This window comes from Streptomyces sp. NPDC014861 (assembly GCF_043081625.1).
In the GTDB taxonomy this organism is placed as follows: domain Bacteria; phylum Actinomycetota; class Actinomycetes; order Streptomycetales; family Streptomycetaceae; genus Streptomyces.
In genome coordinates this window covers 424574-443224 of the sequence record NZ_JBIBWV010000004.1, presented here as the reverse complement: position 1 = coordinate 443224, position 18651 = coordinate 424574, and the positions used below count along the sequence as shown (strand labels likewise).

19 protein-coding genes are annotated in these 18651 nt (G+C 73.9%); 6 read left to right on the top strand and 13 right to left on the bottom strand.

The window, feature by feature from the left end; genetic code table 11:
• Positions 1 to 191: 191 nt before the first annotated feature.
• The 3 genes from glnII to ACF1BN_RS11490 all read right to left on the bottom strand — a co-directional run bounded on the left by glnII (position 192) and on the right by ACF1BN_RS11490 (position 4025).
• A complete protein-coding gene (gene glnII, locus ACF1BN_RS11500) occupies positions 192 to 1223 on the bottom strand; it encodes a glutamine synthetase (RefSeq protein WP_392331359.1) in 1032 nt (343 codons plus the stop codon).
• 187 nt (positions 1224 to 1410) lie between these two features.
• Complete coding sequence (locus tag ACF1BN_RS11495; protein ID WP_392331358.1) at positions 1411 to 2613, bottom strand: hypothetical protein; 1203 nt, start codon at positions 2611 to 2613, stop codon at positions 1411 to 1413.
• Positions 2610 to 4025, bottom strand: a complete 1416-nt coding sequence (locus tag ACF1BN_RS11490) for a hypothetical protein (protein ID WP_392331357.1) — start codon at positions 4023 to 4025, stop codon at positions 2610 to 2612. The genes ACF1BN_RS11495 and ACF1BN_RS11490 overlap by 4 nt, the downstream gene beginning before the upstream one ends.
• A 193-nt stretch (positions 4026 to 4218) precedes the next feature.
• Here ACF1BN_RS11490 and ACF1BN_RS11485 point away from each other — a divergent pair, with 193 nt between their 5' ends.
• Positions 4219 to 5127, top strand: coding sequence for a Gfo/Idh/MocA family protein (locus ACF1BN_RS11485; protein WP_392331356.1), 909 nt, complete (start codon positions 4219 to 4221; stop codon positions 5125 to 5127).
• Between the two features lie 139 nt (positions 5128 to 5266).
• Here the strand turns inward: ACF1BN_RS11485 and ACF1BN_RS11480 are convergent, their stop codons facing one another.
• Positions 5267 to 5629: an arsenate reductase family protein gene (locus tag ACF1BN_RS11480; protein ID WP_392331355.1), complete on the bottom strand. Its 363-nt coding sequence runs from the start codon at positions 5627 to 5629 to the stop codon at positions 5267 to 5269.
• A gap of 123 nt (positions 5630 to 5752) precedes the next feature.
• On the opposite strand from ACF1BN_RS11480, the gene ACF1BN_RS11475 reads away from it, so the two are divergent.
• A complete protein-coding gene (locus ACF1BN_RS11475; protein ID WP_392331354.1) occupies positions 5753 to 6028 on the top strand; it encodes a hypothetical protein in 276 nt (91 codons plus the stop codon).
• Between the two features lie 93 nt (positions 6029 to 6121).
• Here ACF1BN_RS11475 and glnA read toward each other — a convergent pair whose 3' ends face one another.
• Positions 6122 to 7543, bottom strand: a complete 1422-nt coding sequence (gene glnA, locus ACF1BN_RS11470) for a type I glutamate--ammonia ligase (protein WP_392331353.1) — start codon at positions 7541 to 7543, stop codon at positions 6122 to 6124.
• Positions 7544 to 7799: 256 nt separating this feature from the next.
• Between glnA and ACF1BN_RS11465 the strand changes: the two genes are divergently transcribed.
• Positions 7800 to 8267: an RDD family protein gene (locus ACF1BN_RS11465; protein WP_392331352.1), complete on the top strand. Its 468-nt coding sequence runs from the start codon at positions 7800 to 7802 to the stop codon at positions 8265 to 8267.
• Positions 8268 to 8350: 83 nt separating this feature from the next.
• On the opposite strand, the gene ACF1BN_RS11460 is transcribed toward ACF1BN_RS11465, so the two are convergent.
• The 4 genes from ACF1BN_RS11460 to lipB all read right to left on the bottom strand — a co-directional run bounded on the left by ACF1BN_RS11460 (position 8351) and on the right by lipB (position 11407).
• Positions 8351 to 9061: a DUF4191 domain-containing protein gene (locus tag ACF1BN_RS11460; protein WP_360322339.1), complete on the bottom strand. Its 711-nt coding sequence runs from the start codon at positions 9059 to 9061 to the stop codon at positions 8351 to 8353.
• Between the two features lie 10 nt (positions 9062 to 9071).
• Entirely contained in the window at positions 9072 to 9287 is a 216-nt protein-coding gene (locus ACF1BN_RS11455) for a hypothetical protein (protein WP_376604991.1), read from the bottom strand.
• 240 nt (positions 9288 to 9527) lie between these two features.
• Positions 9528 to 10496 carry a lipoyl synthase gene (lipA, locus tag ACF1BN_RS11450; RefSeq protein WP_392331351.1) on the bottom strand — a complete coding sequence of 323 codons (969 nt, stop codon included), beginning with the start codon at positions 10494 to 10496 and terminating at the stop codon, positions 9528 to 9530.
• Positions 10497 to 10597: 101 nt separating this feature from the next.
• Positions 10598 to 11407, bottom strand: coding sequence for a lipoyl(octanoyl) transferase LipB (gene lipB, locus ACF1BN_RS11445; RefSeq protein ID WP_392331350.1), 810 nt, complete (start codon positions 11405 to 11407; stop codon positions 10598 to 10600).
• 328 nt (positions 11408 to 11735) lie between these two features.
• Between lipB and ACF1BN_RS11440 the strand changes: the two genes are divergently transcribed.
• Positions 11736 to 13226, top strand: a complete 1491-nt coding sequence (locus ACF1BN_RS11440) for a regulator (RefSeq protein ID WP_392331349.1) — start codon at positions 11736 to 11738, stop codon at positions 13224 to 13226.
• A gap of 13 nt (positions 13227 to 13239) precedes the next feature.
• Here ACF1BN_RS11440 and ACF1BN_RS11435 read toward each other — a convergent pair whose 3' ends face one another.
• Both ACF1BN_RS11435 and ACF1BN_RS11430 read right to left on the bottom strand, forming a co-directional pair.
• Positions 13240 to 14670 (bottom strand): FAD-dependent oxidoreductase, encoded by a 1431-nt coding sequence (locus ACF1BN_RS11435; RefSeq protein WP_392331348.1) that lies wholly within the window; start codon positions 14668 to 14670, stop codon positions 13240 to 13242.
• Positions 14671 to 14924: 254 nt separating this feature from the next.
• Positions 14925 to 15839, bottom strand: coding sequence for a TIGR01777 family oxidoreductase (locus ACF1BN_RS11430; protein WP_392331347.1), 915 nt, complete (start codon positions 15837 to 15839; stop codon positions 14925 to 14927).
• A gap of 61 nt (positions 15840 to 15900) precedes the next feature.
• On the opposite strand from ACF1BN_RS11430, the gene ACF1BN_RS11425 reads away from it, so the two are divergent.
• A complete protein-coding gene (locus ACF1BN_RS11425; RefSeq protein ID WP_392331346.1) occupies positions 15901 to 16401 on the top strand; it encodes a GNAT family N-acetyltransferase in 501 nt (166 codons plus the stop codon).
• On the opposite strand, the gene ACF1BN_RS11420 is transcribed toward ACF1BN_RS11425, so the two are convergent.
• A complete protein-coding gene (locus ACF1BN_RS11420) occupies positions 16394 to 17044 on the bottom strand; it encodes a TetR/AcrR family transcriptional regulator (protein ID WP_392331345.1) in 651 nt (216 codons plus the stop codon). The genes ACF1BN_RS11425 and ACF1BN_RS11420 overlap by 8 nt on opposite strands.
• A 117-nt stretch (positions 17045 to 17161) precedes the next feature.
• Between ACF1BN_RS11420 and ACF1BN_RS11415 the strand changes: the two genes are divergently transcribed.
• Positions 17162 to 17956: an SDR family NAD(P)-dependent oxidoreductase gene (locus ACF1BN_RS11415; RefSeq protein ID WP_392331344.1), complete on the top strand. Its 795-nt coding sequence runs from the start codon at positions 17162 to 17164 to the stop codon at positions 17954 to 17956.
• Positions 17957 to 18027: 71 nt separating this feature from the next.
• Here ACF1BN_RS11415 and ACF1BN_RS11410 read toward each other — a convergent pair whose 3' ends face one another.
• Positions 18028 to 18555 (bottom strand): DUF4240 domain-containing protein, encoded by a 528-nt coding sequence (locus tag ACF1BN_RS11410; protein WP_392331464.1) that lies wholly within the window; start codon positions 18553 to 18555, stop codon positions 18028 to 18030.
• Positions 18556 to 18651 lie beyond the last annotated feature (96 nt).

The window sequence follows — 18651 nt, the reverse complement described above, 5'->3', positions numbered from 1 at the left end:
GCTCCATGCTGGCCATATCCCTATTAAACCAGGAGGGAAGTCCGGCGGGCAGCCCCGGGAACCCAAAACCCCTGTCGCGCCGACCACATGGCGAAGCCCCGCACCCGTGCCGGACGACCGCGCACGACGAGAGGGGCGCCCACCGTGCGGAACGGTGGGCGCCCCTCCCGGGAAGCGCGTGAGCGGGACGGTCAGACCTGGCCGGCCTTCGCCAGGGCCTCGCAGCAGGTGTCCACGATCAGGCGGGTCACCACGTACGGGTCCACGTTGGCGTTGGGACGGCGGTCCTCGATGTAGCCCTTCTGGTCCTGCTCGACCTGCCACGGGATGCGGACCGAGGCGCCGCGGTCCGAGACGCCGTAGGAGTACTGGTCCCACGGGGCGGTCTCGTGCAGACCCGTCAGACGGTCGTCGATGCCGGCGCCGTAGTTCTTGACGTGGTCGAGCGGCTTCGAGCCCTCGCCCAGCGACTCGCAGGCGGTGATGATCGCGTCGTAGCCCTCGCGCATCGCCTTGGTGGAGAAGTTGGTGTGCGCGCCGGCGCCGTTCCAGTCGCCCTTCACCGGCTTCGGGTCCAGCGTCGCGGAGACGTTGAAGTCCTCGGCCGTGCGGTAGAGCAGCCAGCGGGCGATCCACAGCTGGTCCGAGACCTCCAGCGGCGCCAGCGGGCCGACCTGGAACTCCCACTGGCCGGGCATGACCTCGGCGTTGATGCCGGAGATGCCCAGGCCCGCCTTGAGGCAGTTGTCCAGGTGCGCCTCGACGATCGGACGGCCGTGGATCTCGTCCACGCCGACGCCGCAGTAGTAGCCGCCCTGCGGGGCCGGGAAGCCGTTCACCGGGAAGCCGAGCGGACGGGTGCCCTCGAAGAAGGTGTACTCCTGCTCGATACCGAAGATCGACTCCTGGCCGGCGTACTTCGTGGCGACCTCGACCAGCGCGGCGCGGGTGTTGGAGGAGTGCGGGGTCATGTCCGTGTTGAGGACCTCGCACAGCACCAGGATGTCGTCGCCGCCGCGGATCGGGTCCGGGCAGGTGAAGACCGGCTTGAGGACGCGGTCCGACGCGTGACCCTCGGCCTGGTTGGTGCTGGAACCGTCGAAGCCCCAGATCGGCAGCTCCGCCAGCGGCAGGACCTCGCCCGCGATGATCTTCGTCTTCGAGCGAAGCTTCGCGGTCGGCTCGGTGCCGTCGATCCAGATGTACTCAGCCTTGAAGGTCACGGGGTCATCCTTAGGGCGTGGCGTGCTGCTGCGGGAGTCCGCGGCGGCTCGCGGCGCTGCGAGAGCTGCGGTGTCGGCGCCGACCGCCCGACCGGTACCCGGCCCGCCGTGACTGCGCCTTTCGTGTGACCGCAGCTTCGCAACACGGGATTTCCCTTCGGTTGCCCGTTTGTGAACCCCGTGTTACTCAGCTTTCCTGCGCATTGCGGGCCGCCTGTGCGAGCCCGTGCGCGTCCAGCAGCGCCCCGAAGCCCGCCGCCCGGATCCGCCGCACCAGCTCGTCCCGCGAGGTCCCCAGCTCCTCGGCCGTCCGGCCGGGATGCCAGTCGCAGGCCGCCAGCCTGCGGAGCAGGTACCCCCGCCTGACCTGCGCGTCCGAGAGGCGGAAGGTCTTCAGATAGGCCGCCCGCCCCTTGTGGTCGGTGATCAGCTCGCCGATGTGCTGCTCCCGCCCGTCCCGGAGGAACGGCGGCAGGAAGCGGTGCAGCTCGAACGACCCCATCCGGTACACCCGCTCGAAGGCGTACGGGGTCTCCAGGAGGTCCCGCGCCATCAGCCCGTCGTGCGCCACCGCCCAGCGCCGCTCCTGCTCCCGGGCCGCCGCCCGCAGGTCCGCGAGGTCCCGGACGCCGCCGGCGCCGTCCCGGATCCGCGCCGCGAACTCGGGCACCGGACCGCCGTAGTACGCGTACTGGTGCACCAGCTCGCCGTACAGGTCCTCCACCAGCGTCGGGTGCAGCAGCCGGTAGTCCTCCGGGTGCGGCACCACGAAGGCCCCGGCCAGCGCGTCCGCCGTGTACACGAGGATCCCGCACTGGCCCGGATGCAGCTCGAAGATCCGCAGCGCCTCCGCGAGCCCCGGCACGTCCACGCCCGCGTACGCGGCCTCCGCCCGCGGCGAGAGCCCGCGCCGCAGCGCCTCCCGTGACCACTCCTCCCACAGCACCGAAGGCCCGCCGAAGTGCAGCGAGAGATAGCCGTCCAGCGCGAGGTGGAGCGGCAGGAACCGCAGCCGCCGCTCGCCGCGGCGCCGCTTCGCCAGCCGGTGGTGCGGGGCGCGCAGCGGCACGGTGGCCGGCGGCCCGTCCCCGAGCCGCGTCCCGTACGCCGCCTCCTCACGCTCCGCCCCCGACCAGTCCGCGACGAAGCCGTGCGGGATGTACGAGGTGTGGACGGAGCCGTCGCCGACGTCCACGGAGGAAGGGAGGGCGAGGCGCGGGACGTACCCGCCGTCCCCGCCCCCTCCGTCGTACCGGGCCGCGCTCCCGTACACCTCCCGGTGCAGCCGCAGCCCCCCGACCGGCTCGGCCCGCACCAGCGGCACCAGCCGCACCCCGCCCCAGACCTGCGAGGGCCGCACCTCCAGGCCGGTCAGGTCGATCCGCGTCACGCCCCCGCCCCCTTCGCGTGCGCCGCCAGGAAGTCCGCCACCCGCCGGTCCAGGTAGGCGCGCAGCTCCGTCAGCCCGGTCCGCCCCTCGGCGAACCCGGCGATCTCCACCAGCGCCGGCAGGTCCTCCGCGTCCCGGATCCCGACCGCGGGCACCGAAGGCCCCAGCCGGCGCACGTCGAACACCCCCGCGTCGTATACGGGGTTCACATGGACCACCGCCGTCCGCCGCTCCGGATCGAGCCGCGACCGCCAGACCCGCAGCACCTCGCCCGCGAGCCCCGGCGGCGCGTTGTCCCAGCCGTCCGAGACGATCACCAGCCGCTCCGGCCCGCCGTCCAGCGCGTCCAGGATCCGCAGCCCCAGCGGGGTGGGCCCGTACGGCCGGACCAGCAGCGGATCCGTACCGCCCGAGGTCCACAGACCGGTGTACGCGCCCGGCGCCGCCAGCGCCTCCAGGAGGAAGTGGCCGCCGAGCGCCACCGCCAGCGGCCGGCGCCGCTTCACCGCCGAACCCGACGAGGAGAAGCTGTCGTCCAGCACGGCCGCGACCCGCCCCCAGCTCCCCGCGTACGGCCCCGCCGCCCGGCGCGCCGCGGCCCGCAGCGCCCCGGTCAGCTCCTCCCGGCGCGCCGCCCGCTCCGCGAACGGCAGCGACAGCACGTACAGCGCCAGCCGCGTCAGCGGCATCACGGCCAGGTCCGAGGCCCCCGCGCCGCGCCCCGACGCCCGCTCGCTCCGCAGCCGTTCGAGACGGGTCATCCGGGGCGCGATCCGCTCCAGGAACACCGCCCGGTCCACCCCGTGCTTCGCCGCGAAGCCCTCGGCGACGGTGAACGGAAGGCCGTAGAGCGCGCTCTCGTCGTACCGCGCCCGCCGGTACGCCTCCAGCGTCCGGTCCTCGTAGCGGACCCGGCGCCCCGGAGCGAAGAGGAAGTCCCCGGTCTCGGCGTCGGCGGCCGGCACGTGCGCGTGCTTGAGGACGGCCTTCACCCCGGCCCGGTACTTCACGGCGTCGAGCGCCGGATCCGGCCGGGCCGCCAGCCACTCCCGCACGATCGCGCGCGTGCGCCGGTTGTTCACCCCGGCCTGCCGCAGCCGCCGGAAGAGCCGGTACACCCGCTGCGGCGCCATCCGCGCCAGCCGGGCCGCGACGAGCCGCCCCTCACCGTCGCCGGCCTCACCGGGCGTCCGCAGCAGGTGCTCGACGACGAGGGCCGCGTTGTGGTCGTTGATGTCGAGCGCGAGGGACGCCGCGTACAGCGGCCGGTAGTTGACCCGTACGTACTCGTGGACGAAGTCCAGCGACAGCCGCTGCTCGACGGCGGAGGAGCGGAACTCCCGCTGCCCGGTGGCGGTGACGGCCGCGTTGACGAACAGCAGCACGTCCTCGGCGGCGACGAGCTCGGACACGGCGTCCCCCTTCTCGCGTGTCGGCGTGCCGGCCGGGGAAGGGGAGCGCGATCAGCGAAGACGTTGCTTTACGAGGCAGGTTCCGGAAGTCGCGCCGAAGTCCCGCGGCCGGCACCCGTGCACGCTAACACCGGCCCGGGGGAGCACGGCCACCGGATATCGGTCGCGCGCCCGGGGCGGGCAGACTGGTCCCATGGCTCTCCTCCCCGCACACCAGCGCCCCCGAATCGGACTCGTCGGCACCGGCCCCTGGGCCGCCCGCACCCACGCACCGGCACTCGCCGCGCACGAGGGGGTCGAGTTCGCCGGGGTGTGGGGCCGGCGCCCCGAGGCGGCAGCCGAGCTGGCCGAGGCCTTCGGCACCCGCGCGTACGAGGACCTGGACCTGCTCCTGGCGGAATGCGACGCCGTGGCGGTCGCGCTCCCGCCTGACGTCCAGGCCGGCGTCGCCGTCCGCGCGGCCGAAGCGGGCTGTCACCTCCTCCTCGACAAGCCCCTCGCGACCACGGTCGCCGGGGCCCGCGAGGTCGTGGAGGCGGCGGAGAAGTCGGGCGTCGCCTCGGTCGTCTTCTGCACCCTGCGCTTCGCCCCCGAGACCGCCCGCTGGATCGAGGAGCAGCGGGCGGCGGGCGGCTGGTACGTCGCCGAGGCCCGCTGGCTCGGCTCGCTCTACGCGGCCGGCTCCGAGAGCCCCTACGCCGCCTCCCCCTGGCGCCGCGAGAAGGGCGGCCTCTGGGACGTCGGCCCGCACGTCCTCTCGGTCCTCCTGCCGGTCCTCGGCGACGTGACCTCGCTGACGGCCGTGCGGGGTCCGGAGGACACCCACCACCTGACCCTCCGCCACACCTCGGGCGCGAGCAGCACCGCCACCCTCACCCTCAGCGCCCCGCCGGCGGCGGCCGGCGCGGCCATCACCCTGTACGGCACGGCGGGCCGCGTCGAGCTCCCCGGGTGGAACGGCGCGGCGGAGGCGTACACCCACGCCATCGACGCCCTCCTCGCGGCGGCCCGCACCGGCACGCCCCACCCCTGCGACGCCCGCTTCGCCCTCCGCCTCACGGAACTCCTCACCGAGGCGGAAACCCGCGCGGCGACCACCTGAAGCGCCCCCGACGCGACCCGGCGCGGGCCCGGCGCCTGACGCGGCCCGGTGCGGGCCTGGCGCCCGACCGGGCCCGATGCCTGACGGGCCCCGGCGCGGGCCCCGGCGTCTGACCCGGCCCGATCCGGCGGGGGACGCCCTAACCCCGCCCGAGCGCCTCCCGCACGGCCTCCTCCGAGCGCCCGACGACGGCCGTGCCGTCGTCGGCGGTGATGATGGGGCGCTGGATGAGCTTCGGGTGGGCGGACAGGGCCTCGATCCACCGCTCGCGGTCCTCCGGGGCCCGCCCCCACCCCTTCACGCCGAGCTCCCCGGCGACGGCTTCGCCGGTCCGCGTGATGTCCCAGGGCTCCAGCCCCAGCCGCTCCAGGACGCCCCGGATCTCCTCCGCCGAGGGCACGTCCTCCAGGTACTTCCGGACGGTGTACTCGGCCCCCTCGGCGTCGAGCAGGGTGAGGGCGCCGCGGCACTTGGAACAGGCGGGATTGATCCAGATCTCCATCCCCCCAAACTACCCCTGAACCCCGTCCGACCAGGGCCGATTGTCAGTGGCAGCCACTAAAATAGGAGCTGAAGGCAAGGGCCCCGGGGAGGGCCCCCGCCACCGTTCGCCAGGAGGTAGCCCATGGCAACAGCCGTGATCCGCAGGCCGTCCATCGAACCCTTCACGCCGCTCCTGAAGAAGCCCCTCCCGGCCGGCCGCCCGCGCGCGTGGTACATCTCGCACAACCGCCGCCTCAAGGCCATGCGCCTCGCGATCGCCCTCCTCGACGCCGGCGTCTACGTCCCGTCGAAGGCCACGAACGCGACCATCCGCACCACGGCCGTCCGCATAGGCATCCACCCGCCCTCCGACACCACCTGCCGTCTGGTCCGCACCTTCATCCGCCAGACCCGCTGACGCGACGGCCGGCGCGCACGACGGCGAGGGCCGCCGTCCCGGAGTGGTTCCGGGGCGGCGGCCCTCAGCTGTGCGTCTGGTGCGCCTCGCGGTCTAGAGGTCGTAGTAGAGCTCGAACTCGTGCGGGTGCGGGCGCAGCTGGATCGGGGCGATCTCGTTGGTGCGCTTGTAGTCGATCCAGGTCTCGATCAGGTCGGAGGTGAAGACGCCGCCGGCCTGGAGGTAGTCGTTGTCCTCCTCCAGGGCCTTGAGCACGGCCTCCAGGTTGGTCGGGACCTGCGGGACGCTCGCGTGCTCCTCGGGGGCGAGCTCGTACAGGTCCTTGTCGATCGGCTCCATGGGCTCGATCTTGTTCTTGACGCCGTCGAGGCCCGCGAGGAGGAGGGCGGAGAAGGCGAGGTACGGGTTCGAGGACGGGTCCGGCGCGCGGAACTCGACGCGCTTGGCCTTCGGGTTCGAGCCCGTGATCGGGATGCGCATGGCGGCGGAGCGGTTGCGCTGCGAGTAGACCAGGTTGACCGGCGCCTCGAAGCCCGGGACCAGGCGGTGGTAGGAGTTCACCGTCGGGTTGGTGAAGGCGAGCAGCGACGGGGCGTGCTTGAGGATGCCGCCGATGTAGTAGCGGGCGGTGTCCGAGAGGCCCGCGTAGCCGGCCTCGTCGTAGAACAGCGGGTCGCCGTTGGACCACAGCGACTGGTGGACGTGCATGCCCGAGCCGTTGTCGCCGAAGATCGGCTTCGGCATGAAGGTCGCGGACTTGCCGTTCCGCCAGGCGACGTTCTTGATGATGTACTTGAACAGCATCAGGTCGTCGGCCGAGGCGAGCAGCGTGTTGAACTTGTAGTTGATCTCGGCCTGGCCGGCGGTGCCGACCTCGTGGTGCTGGCGCTCGACCTGGAGGCCGACCTTCTCCAGCTCCAGGGACATCTCGGAGCGCAGGTCGGCGAAGTGGTCGACCGGCGGGGCCGGGAAGTAGCCGCCCTTGTAGCGGACCTTGTAGCCGCGGTTGTTCTCCTCCGCACCGGTGTTCCAGGCGCCGGCCTCGGAGTCGATGTGGTAGAAGCCCTGGTTCGCCGAGGTCTCGAAGCGGACCGAGTCGAAGACGTAGAACTCGGCCTCGGGGCCGAAGTACGCGGTGTCGGCGATGCCGGTGGAGGCGAGGTACGCCTCCGCCTTCTTCGCGATGTTCCGCGGGTCGCGGCTGTAGGCCTCGCCCGTGATCGGGTCGTGGATGAAGAAGTTGATGTTGAGCGTCTTGTCGCGGCGGAACGGGTCCAGGCGGGCCGTGGAGAGGTCCGCGCGCAGCGACATGTCGGACTCGTGGATGGCCTGGAAGCCGCGGATCGACGAGCCGTCGAAGGCCAGCTCCTCGGACGGGTCGAAGGCCGTCGCAGGGATCGAGAAGTGCTGCATCACGCCGGGAAGGTCGCAGAAGCGGACGTCGACCATCTTGACGTCCTCGTCCTTGATGAACTTCGCGACTTCTTCGGCGTTCTGGAACCCGTGCTTGGACATCCAACTCCTCCTACTCCCGGCCCGGGGAGGGGCGGGGTTGCAGCTCGGTGATGCGGCCAGTGCGGTGGCGCACGCTCGGACCCGACCCTAGGCAGTCGGGATTTCTCAAGCATGACCCATTTGTTTCGTCGAAGTTAACCGGGGCGGGTGGCGGCACTCCGTGTCGCGCCCCGGACCCGGCTCCCGCCGTGTCCGGGGCGCGCCCCACGCGTACCCGGACCGAAGTGATCGAAAACGGGCGCAGTACGGTGGTCGGGTGGACAACAGGCAAGCACTGGGATCGTGGCTCTCCGGCCCCCGCGCCGCGGCGGAGCAAGCAGGCGTGGACTTCGGCCACCGGGGCAAGCAGCTGGGCCTCCCCGAGGAGGGACCGGGCTCGATCGCCCGTCCCGGGGCGCGGCTCGGGGCGCTCGCCGTGGACTGGGGCCTGTGCCTGCTGATCGCATACGGTCTCCTCACCGACGGCTACAACCAGGCGACCGCGAACTGGGCCCTGCTCATCCTGTTCGTCCTGAACGCCCTGACCGTGGGCACGGTCGGCGCCACCCCCGGCAAGCTCCTCTTCCGCCTGCGGGTCGTCTCGGTCCGAGGGGGCCGGATCACGCTGCCCCGCGCGGTGCTCCGCGCCGCCCTCACCTGCCTGGCGATCCCCGCCCTGATCTGGGACCGGGACGGCCGCGGCCTCCACGACCGCCTCGCGGGCGCGGTCCAGGTGCGCGTCTGACCTGCCGCGCCCACCGGACGCGAAACGGCGGTGCCCCGGACCTCATGAGGTCCGGGGCACCGCCGTTCTCGTTCTCGTGCGGGTCAGCGCATCTTCCCGCCGCGCGGCATCTTCATGCCCTTGGGCATCGGGCCCTTCGGGAGGGGCATGTTGGACATCAGGTCACCCATCGCCCGGAGCCGGTCGTTGGCGGCCGTCACCTGGGGGCCGCTGAGCAGCCGGGGCAGCTTCAGCATCTTGGTGCGGACCTTCTTGAGCGGGACCTGGCCCTGCTCCTCGTCGTTGCCGACGACGAGGTCCGTCACCGGCACGTCGACCAGGACGCGGGCCATCTTCTTCTTCTCGGCCGCGAGGAGGGGCTTCAGCCGGTTCGGGTTGCCCTCGCCGACCAGGACGATGCCCTGGCGGCCGACCGCCCGGTGCACCACGTCCTGGCTGCGGTTCATCGCGACCGCGGGGGTCACGGTCCAGCCGCGCCCGATGTTCTGCAGCACCGCCGCGGCGGCGCCCGGCTGGCCCTCCATCTGTCCGAAGGCCGCCCGCTCGGCGCGCCGCCCGAAGACGATCGCCATCGCCAGGAACGCCAGGACGAAGCCCAGGATGCCCAGGTAGACCGGGTGTCCGATCAGGAAGCCGATACCGAGGAGGACACCGAGTACGACGATGCCCACGCCGGCCACGACGAGCCCGACCTTGGGGTCGGCCTTCCGGGTCATCTTGTACGTGAGGGCGATCTGCTTCAGTCGCCCGGGGTTCGCGGCGTCAGCGCCGCCCGTGTTTGCCTTCCTCGCCATGCCTTGAAGTCTACGTGGCCCGGGACGTCCGGCCCGACGCGGCCTCCAGGACGTGCTGGGCCTCGATGCGGTCCTTGGCGCGGCGGCGGTCCTCCAGGACGGAGGTCCAGGCGTTGCGCCGTGCGGTGCGCTGTCCCGCGCCCAGGAGCAGCCCCTCGACGGCGCGGAGGGCGTCCGTGACGGACGGGAGGGCGGCGGCCCGGACGTGGGTCGATGCGGCCGGCATGAGGGGTCCTCTCTCGCATGCGGATGAGACGAGGTGGGGGAGTGAGCGGAAGGTGGCGTTGTGTGGATCCATGCTCACAGAACGGTGTTACCAGGGCATGACCCGGCGGTCAAACACTGATGAAACGCCGGCGGCGACCCTCCGTACGGCGGAGCGGCCCGTGCGGCCCCGCTGAACTGCGGGGCCGCACGGGCCGCTCTCCCACCCGCCCTACCGGCGGGTATTCATCTGTGCGGCGACTCACACCGCCTGAACGGCCTCCACCGTCGTCCCGCGCTTCTCGATCGCCTGCTGGTACAGGCGGCCGGCGCGGTACGAGGAGCGGACCAGCGGGCCCGACATCACGCCGGAGAAGCCGATCTCGTCGGCCTCCTCCTTCAGCTCCACGAACTCCTGGGGCTTCACCCAGCGCTCCACCGGGTGGTGGCGGAGCGAGGGGCGCAGGTACTGGGTGATCGTGATGAGCTCGCAACCGGCGTCGTGCAGCTGCTGGAGCGCCTCGCTGATCTCTTCGCGGGTCTCGCCCATGCCGAGGATCAGGTTGGACTTCGTGACCAGACCGTAGTCACGGGCCCGGGTGATGACGTCCAGCGAGCGCTCGTAGCGGAAGCCGGGGCGGATCCGCTTGAAGATCCGGGGCACCGTCTCCACGTTGTGCGCGAAGACCTCGGGGCGGGAGGCGAAGACCTCCGCCAGGAGCTCCGGCACCGCGTTGAAGTCGGGGGCGAGCAGCTCGACCTTGGTGCGGCCGTCGGCGCGCTCGGCGGTCTGCTGGTGGATCTGGCGCACGGTCTCGGCGTACAGCCAGGCGCCGCCGTCCTCCAGGTCGTCGCGGGCGACGCCGGTGATGGTGGCGTAGTTCAGGTCCATCGTGACGACCGACTCGCCCACGCGCCGCGGCTCGTCGCGGTCGAGCGCCTCCGGCTTGCCGGTGTCGATCTGGCAGAAGTCGCAGCGCCGGGTGCACTGGTCGCCGCCGATGAGGAAGGTCGCCTCACGGTCCTCCCAGCACTCGAAGATGTTGGGGCAGCCGGCCTCCTGGCACACGGTGTGCAGGCCCTCGCTCTTCACGAGGCTCTGCATCTTGGTGTACTCGGGCCCCATCTTGGCGCGGGTCTTGATCCACTCGGGCTTGCGCTCGATGGGGGTCTGGGCGTTCCGGACCTCCAGGCGCAGCATCTTGCGTCCGTCGGGTGCGACTGCGGACACATCGGCTCCTGTAGCTTCGATTCTTCGGCGCACACCAGGGTACGCCCGTTGCTTCCATGCCTTGCTACGTCTGGCCAACCCATGGCCAGAGCCAGGCATTCCTAGGCCGAGGCCCGTTCCGTCTCGCGCGCGATCTCGCGCGGCCTGGGCTCCGCGTTCTCCAGCACGTCCCGCAGGTGCCGCTCGGCGACCGGCAGCACCTCCTCGATCGTGACGTCCCGGCCCAGCTCGTTGGCGAGCGAGGTCACGCCCGCGTCGCGGATGCCGCACGGGATGATCCGGTCGAACCAGGCGTTGTCCGGGTTCACGTTGAAGGAGAAGCCGTGCATGGTGACGCCCTTGGCGACCCGGATGCCGATGGCGGCGAGCTTCCGGTCCTCGCGCCGCTGGCCGGCGTTGGAGGGGGCGTACTCGGGGCCGTTCAGACGCGGGTCGAACTCGTCGTCCGTCAGCCGGGGGTCGAAGTCCAGCGAGAGCCCGCCCAGGGCCGGCCGCCGCTCGACCGGGTCGCCCAGGACCCAGACGCCGCTGCGCCCCTCGACCCGGGTGGTCGCGACGCCGAAGTCGGCGGCGGTGCGGATCAGCGCCTCCTCCAGCCGGCGCACGTGCGCGACGACGTCCACCGGGCGGGGCAGCTTGAGGATCGGGTAGCCGACGAGCTGGCCGGGGCCGTGCCAGGTGATCTTGCCGCCGCGGTCGACGTCGACGACCGGGGTCCCGTCGAGCGGACGCTCGTTCTCCGCCGTGCGCCGGCCCGCCGTGTAGACCGGGGGGTGCTCCAGGAGCAGGCAGATGTCGCCGGTCTCGTCGGCGAACCGCGCGGCGTGCACCTCGCGCTGCTTGTCCCAGGCCGTCCGGTACTCGACGGCGTCCTCGCCGAAGCCCAGGCGGACGAATTGCAGCTCACTCACGGCCATGCCTCCTCCTGGGTGCCCGCGGCCGGGTTCCGGGGATCGTCCCGGGGCGGGAGCCGGCCCGGCACCCTGCGTCATACGCGCCCCTGCCACTGTACGGCGACACGCCCGGAACCCTTCGGGCAGGTGGATCCGGGGCCGGGGCGCCCGGAGGGGGTGGCCCGGTCAGCGCGGAGTGGCAACGAGGGTTCCGGTTCCTCACACGATCGGATGAATGTGGGGCGAAGCTGGCGGTACGGGCCGGGATGACCGCTACATTCACGCCGTTCCATGAGGGTCGAAACGGGCTGCCACCTGCGCCCGAAGGCAGGAGACCGCACAGCCGATGACGGAACGACCACCGCAGCGCGTCCCGAACCGCCAGCTCGCCGCGCTCATCGCCGAAGCCGGGTTCTCGAACGCGGGGCTCGCCAGAAGGGTGGACCAGCTGGGGCTGGAGCACGGGCTCGACCTGCGGTACGACAAGACCTCCGTGACCCGGTGGCTGCGCGGGCAGCAGCCGCGCGGCACCACGCCCGCGCTCATCGCCGAGGTCTTCACCCGCCGGCTCGGCCGCCGGCTCTCCGCCCAGGACCTGGGCCTCGACGCCTGCGCGCCGGTCTACGCGGGCCTGGAGTTCGCCGCCACCCCCGAGGAGGCCGTGGACATCGTCAGCGGCCTCTGGCGCAAGGACTCCGGCAGCCACGCCGAGCTCCGCAAGATCGCCTTCACCCCCGCCGGACTGGTCGTGCCCAGCCGCGACTGGCTCATCGGCCGTGCCGACGACCGCGTCGCCCGCGGCGAGCCGGCCGCCCCCGTGCCGGTGGTCCGCCCCGGGGGCGGACCTGTCCGGGCCATCGGCACCGACCCGCGCGTGCCCCCGCAGGGCCGCTTCTCCGTCCCCCGCCAGCGCGGCACGGAACGCGGCCCCGGGCAGCGCGTCACCGGCGGCGACATCGCCGCCCTCCGCTCCGTCGGCGACCTCTTCCGCACGCTGGACCACGCCTACGGCGGCGGCCACGCGCGCCAGGCCCTCGTCCGCTACCTGGAGCACGAGGCCGAGCCCATGCTCCGCGGCAGCTACGGCGAGGCCACCGGCCGGCGCCTCTTCGCCGCGGCCGCCGACCTCACCCGGCTCGCCGGCTGGACCTCGTACGACATCGCCGCCCACGGCCTCGCCCAGCGCTACTTCGTCCAGGCGCTCCGCCTGGCGCAGGCCGCGGGGGACCGGGGGTACGGCTCCTACGTGCTGCTCACCATGAGCTGCCAGGCCGTCTACCTCGGCCACGGCCGCGAGGCCGTGCAGCTCGCCCGGGTCGCCCAGCAGGGCGTCGGATCCGCCGCCCCGCCCGTCGTCCAGGCGATGCTGCACGCGGTCGAGGCCCGCGGCCACGCCGTCCTCTCCGAGGCCCGCGCGTGCAGCGCCTCCCTCGTCCGCGCCGAGCGGGCCCTGGAGGCCGCCCGGCCCGGCGACGAGGTGCCCTCCTGGGCCCGCTCCTTCGACGAGGCCCAGCTCGCCGACGAGCTGGGCCACTGCCACCGCGACCTCCAGCAGTACCGCCCCGCCGCCCAGCACGCCGAGCGGGCACTCCAGCTCCGCGCCCCCGGCTACGCCCGCAGCCGCCTCTTCTGCCGGGTCGTCCTCGCCACCGCCCGGCTCGCCCTCGGCGAGCTGGACCAGGCGTGCGCGCTCGGCGCCGAGGCCGCCCAGCAGGCCGCCGAGATGCGCTCGGCCCGCGCGATCGAGTACGTCCGCGACTTCGAGCGCCGCCTGGAGCCCTACCGCGACGCCCCGCCCGTCCGCACCTACCGCGACCGGGTGGCCGCCCTCGGCTGACCCGACGGAGGCCTCAGGCCGCCTCCTCCTCGGCCTCCTCCAGGACCGGCGCGCACAGGCCGAGGTCGGCCAGGACGGCCCCGGCCGCCCGCTCCCCGGAGGCCAGGGTGGAGCGCAGGGTGCCCGCCCCGCGGTGGTCGCCGGCGACGTACAGGCCCGCGAGCAGCCGCACCGAGCGGCACGTGTCGTGGGCCGGGGGCGTCGCCAGGACCGCGTCCCGGGTGTGGTGCAGGGCCAGCAGCTCCCACTCGTCCGTGGAGGTGCCGTACAGCGCCGCCAGGTGCTTGCGGACCCGGCGCTCGGTGTCGTCCGGCGGCGTCCCGAGCACCGTCGAGGTGATCAGCGGCCGGCCGGCCGGGGCCCGCGTCGGGTCCACCGCGCTCATCACCGCGGTGTGCGCGACCGGCCCGCCCGGGTCCGCCTCCAGGAGCAGCGTCGGATCCGCCGTGGGCGCCACCGGAGCCGTGTGGTGGAGCACCGTCACCGGGTGGTACGCCGGGACCCGCAGCCCCGGCAGCAGCCCGGCCGCCGTCCGCGCCCCCGTCGCCAGGACCACCGCCCGGCAGCCGACCGTGCCGTGTTCCGCCGTGCCGACGCGCGACGCGGACACCTCCGTGACCCGGACCCCGGTCCGTACGGTGCCCTCCGGCAGCACCGCCGCGAGGTGGGACGGGACCGCAGCCGAACCGCCCTCCGGCACCGACACCCGGCCCCGCGCGAAGGCCCGCAGCGCCAGGTCCGCGCGCCGGCTCGACACCTCCAGGTCCGGATCGGCGAGGAGCGCCGCGAGCAGCGGCCGCAGCACCGCCTGCACGGTCCTGGCCGGCAGCCGGCCCGACAGTGCCTCCCGCGCGGTCCGCTCCGGCCGGGCGAGCAGCCGGTGCGTCGGGGTCGCCGCGAGCCGCACCAGCGAGGCGCCGAGCCGTGCCTGGTCCAGCGAGGCCGCCGGATGCCGGGGGGCGCTCGCGAGGGCGCGCGCCACGGTGAACGCGCCCCTCCGGCTGCGCGGGGGCGGGGCGCCCCAGCGCGCGTACCGCCCGTCGGAGTGGACCAGCACCCCGGGCGCGAAGGCGCGCGGCACCACGCCGTCGAGGCCCGGGAGGGCCCGCAGCTCCTCCGGGGCGAGGGTGAGCAGCCGGCCCACCCGGTCGAGCCGGAAGCCGTCGGTCTCGCCGGTGGCGTGCCGGCCGCCGAGGAACGGCTCGGCCTCCAGGACGGCGACCGAGAGCCCCGCCCCGGTCAGCCGCCGGGCCGCCGCGAGCCCCGCGATCCCGGCGCCGACGACGACCACGTCGACGTCCCCGACTCCGCCGCCTGCCCCGCCGTGCTCCGCCTGCCGGGGCCGCGGGACGACAGTGCCCCGCGCGGCCTCCGGACCGGAGCCGCCTTCCGTGACGCCGTCCGCGTGCTGTGCCTGCTGTGCGCTGCGTGCGGTACTGAGCACGTGCCCCTCCCAGGTCTGCGCCGCCTGTTGGTGGCCTATGCCCCCAACAGGCCCCCGGAATGCCCGGGTTCGCGATCCATGTCGACTGGTGGGCACCGAGGTTAGGCAGCGCTCCCACGGCAGCGGGCCCGCGCGCGGCGGGCTTCCCGGAGCACGGGGGAGCGCAGGGGGCGCCGGGGGGCGCCCGGCCGGTCGGTCCGGGCGCGCGGCGTCCCCGGTCCGGTCCGGTCGGCGAGGCCGCCCCCGGCGCCCGCTCAGCGGGCCGCGGCGGCCCGGATGGAGGCGTCGATGGTGGGGAAGGCGAAGCTGAAGCCGGAGGAGAGCAGCCGCCCCGGCAGCACCCGCTGGGAGCCGAGGACGTCCGCCGCGAAGTCCCCGAGGACCAGCTTCAGGGCGGCGGCGGGGACCGGGAACGGCGTCGGGCGGCGCAGCACCCGGCCCATGGCCGCGGTGACCTCGCGGTTGGTGACCGGTTCGGGGGCGGTCAGGTTCACCGGGCCCGAGAGCGACGGAGTGTCCATCAGGTGCCGCAGCGCGGCCACCTCGTCGTGGAGCGAGATGAAGGACCAGTACTGGCCGCCGTCGCCCATCCGCCCGCCGAGGCCGGCCTTGAAGACCGGGAAGAGCCGTCCCCAGGCGCCGCCCTGACGGGCCACCACGAGACCGGTGCGGGCGTACGTCACCCGGATCCCGGCCTCCTCGGCGGGAGCCGCCGCGGCCTCCCACTCGACGCAGACCGAGGGCAGGAAGCCGGTGCCGGCCGGGGCGCTCTCGTCCACCGCGCGGCTGCCGGTGTCCCCGTACCAGCCGAGCGCCGTGCCGCAGACCAGCGTCTCCGGCGGCTCGGCGAGCCCGGCGAGGGTCCGGGCGATCGCGGTGGTGCCGAGCACCCGGCTGTCGCGGATCTCCCGCTTGTACGCCTCGGTCCACCGCCGCTCGCCGACCCCGGCGCCCGCCAGGTGCACGACCGCGTCGACGCCGACGAGCCCGGCGCCGTCCACGTACAGCCGCCCGGGGTCCCACTCGACCTCGTCGGCGGTCCTGGCCGGGCGGCGGACGAGCCGGAGGACGTCGTGTCCGTCGGCGCGCAGGGAGCGGACGAGGGCGGCGCCGATGAGCCCGGAGGCTCCGGTGACGGCGACCCGCTTGCGGAGGGCGGAAGGCTGCATGCGCCCATCCTGCCCGGCGCCCGGCCGTCCGTCGCCGACCGGGGCATGGCAGAGTGGCGGCATGACCGAGCCGGAGACCTTCGTGATCCGAGGCGCCCGGCAGGGCGACGCCGAACCGCTGGGCGAGTTGGACCGGGCGACCTGGTCCCCGCTGCACGCGGTGCTGCCCCCGCCCTCGGAGCCGTACGAGCCCTTCTTCGACGACCGCCACCGGCCCGCGGACTTCCTCGTCGCCGAGCGGGCCGGGACGCTCCTCGGGTACATCCGGGTGGTCCCGCCGACCCCGCTCGCCTCCAACGCCCACGTGCGGCAGATCCAGGGCCTCGCGGTCGCCGGCGAGGCCCGGGGCCAGGGGGTGGGCCGCGCTCTGCTGCGGGCCGCCCTCGCGAAGGCCCGCGCCGACGGCGCGAGCCGCGTCACCCTGCGGGTCCTCGGGCACAACGTCCCCGCCCGCGCGCTCTACGAGGCCGAGGGCTTCGCGGTCGAGGGCGTGCTGCCCGGCGAGTTCGTCCTCGACGGCGAGCCGGTCGACGACGTCCTGATGGGCCGGCGGCTCAGCTAGTACTCCACAGCGCCACCCCGCCCATCAGCTCGCGCAGACAGCGCAGGGCGAGGGCGGCGGGGGAGCCGGGGCCGTCGACGGGCGCGTCGGACTCGGCCCAGCTCTCCAGCGCGATGCGGATGGCGTCGGTGGCCGCCGCCGCGGCGAGCCGTACCTCCAGGGGGTCGGCCGCCGGGCCCGCCAGCTCTCCCAGGACCTCGCGGAGCCGTTCCTCCGACTCCTGGTTGACCCGGTACCAGACGGCCCGCAGGGCGGGGTCCTCCTCGGAGGCGCGCAGCAGTCCGCGGGTCCAGCGCAGCCCCTCCGCCGCCGCCTCGTCCTCCGGGGTGAGCGAGTCCGCGATCGAGCCCTCCAGCGCGGCCGGCAGCGGTGTGCCGGGGGCGGTGGCGGCGAGCGACTCCCGCCAGCGGTCGGCGCCGCCCGCGAGCAGCGGGGCGACGGCGTCCTGCTTGGAGCGGAAGTAGCGGTAGAAGGTGCGCAGCGCGACCCCGGCCCGCAGGGCGATCGACTCGGCCGTGGTGCCGTCGGGCCCGTGCTCGGTGAACAGCTCGGCCGCCGCGCGGGCGATGTCCAGCTGGGTGGCGGCCTTGCGGCGCTGGGTCAGGGAGGGCGTCGCGGGAGCGGGCTCGGGTCGGTGCGTCACCGTACGAGGGTACGCCTCCGGATGCAGAGAGTGCGCGATGTGCAGTGGTGGCAAAACGTGCCACCTAGGCGTACGGTGGTCATCAGCAAAGAAGCTTGACATCGAGAGGTTGCCGCCATGAACCAGCTCACCCGCTACGAAGGACGCCGCGCACTCGTCACCGGCGGCGGCTCCGGCATCGGCCAGGCCACCGTCCTGCGCATGCTCGCCGAGGGCGGCCGGGTCGTCGCCGCCGACATCAGCGAGGACGGCCTGAAGGACACCGCCGCCAAGGCCGGCGACGCGGCCGGCCGCCTCACCACGGTGCTGGTGAACGTCGCCGACGAGGCGTCCGTACGGGCCGGCGTCGCCACCGCCGTCAGCACCCTCGGCGGCCTGGACGTACTGGTCAACGCGGCCGGCGTGCTCCGCTCCTCGCACACCCACGAGACCGGCCTCGACTCCTTCGAGCAGGTGATACGGATCAACCTGACCGGCACCTTCCTCATGATCCGCGAGGCGATCCCGGCCCTCCTGGAGGGCGACGGCCCGGCCGTCGTCAACTTCTCCTCCACCTCCGCGCACTTCGCCCACCCCTACATGGCGGCCTACGCGGCCAGCAAGGGCGGCATCCAGTCCATGACCCACGCCCTCGCCGCCGAGTACGCCAAGCAGGGCATCCGCTTCACCGCCGTCCAGCCCGGCTCCATCTCCTCCGGCATGACCGACGGCTCCGGCGCCAGCAGGCAGTCCCTCGGCCCCGGCCTCCCCGCCGACGCCGACATGTCGCTCTTCATGAAGCTCGCCCCCGCCCTCGGCCAGGGCTTCGCCGGCCCCGAGACCGTCGCCGGCGTCGTCGCGATGCTCGCCTCGGAGGACGGCAGGTTCATCACCGGCACCGAGGTCCGCATCGACGGCGGCACCCACTTCTGACGGCCGCCTCCTCGCGGAGCGGCCGATCCCGAGCCGCCGAGGGCCCCGGTTCCCCCGCCCGGGCCCTCGGCCTACTCCGCGCCGAACCGCTCCCACAGCCGGGGCAGCCGGGCCGCGAGCGCCGCCTCGTCCGCCACGTCCAGCCGCGCGCCCTCCGGCTCCCCGTCCGGCATCACGAGACCCAGGTCCGGGGTCTCCGTACCGGTCAGCGTCTCGTACGCCTCGTCCGCCGCGAAACCGATCTCCTCGCCGTCCCCGTCCAGCTCCGGGTCGAACGCGTCGAGCAGGTCCGCGAGCCCGTCCGGATCGTGCACACCGCCCTCGTACACCTCCCGGCCCTGGCCGATCAGCCAGCAGCGGAACGCGTCGAAACCCTCCTCGGCCACCCCCGCCCCGTCGAGCAGCACCGCCGCCGCGCCCCACAGGTCCCAGTGGTACGCGCGGTTGAAGCGGGCCTCGAAATGGCGCGCGTAGTCGAGCACCGTGTCCGGATCCAGCCGGGTCAGCCGTTCCACGAGCAGATCCGCCTGCTCCTCGGGGTCGCCCTCGGCGTCCTCGCGGGTGGCGTCGATGATCTCCCAGAACTCGGTCTCGTCCATCACGGCTCCAGCATCCTGTCTCCGCGACCGCGACGCACCCGGAAAGTCCGGATCCCATCCGGACAGAAGATGTCGGGTATCGCTGTCAGCCTGAGA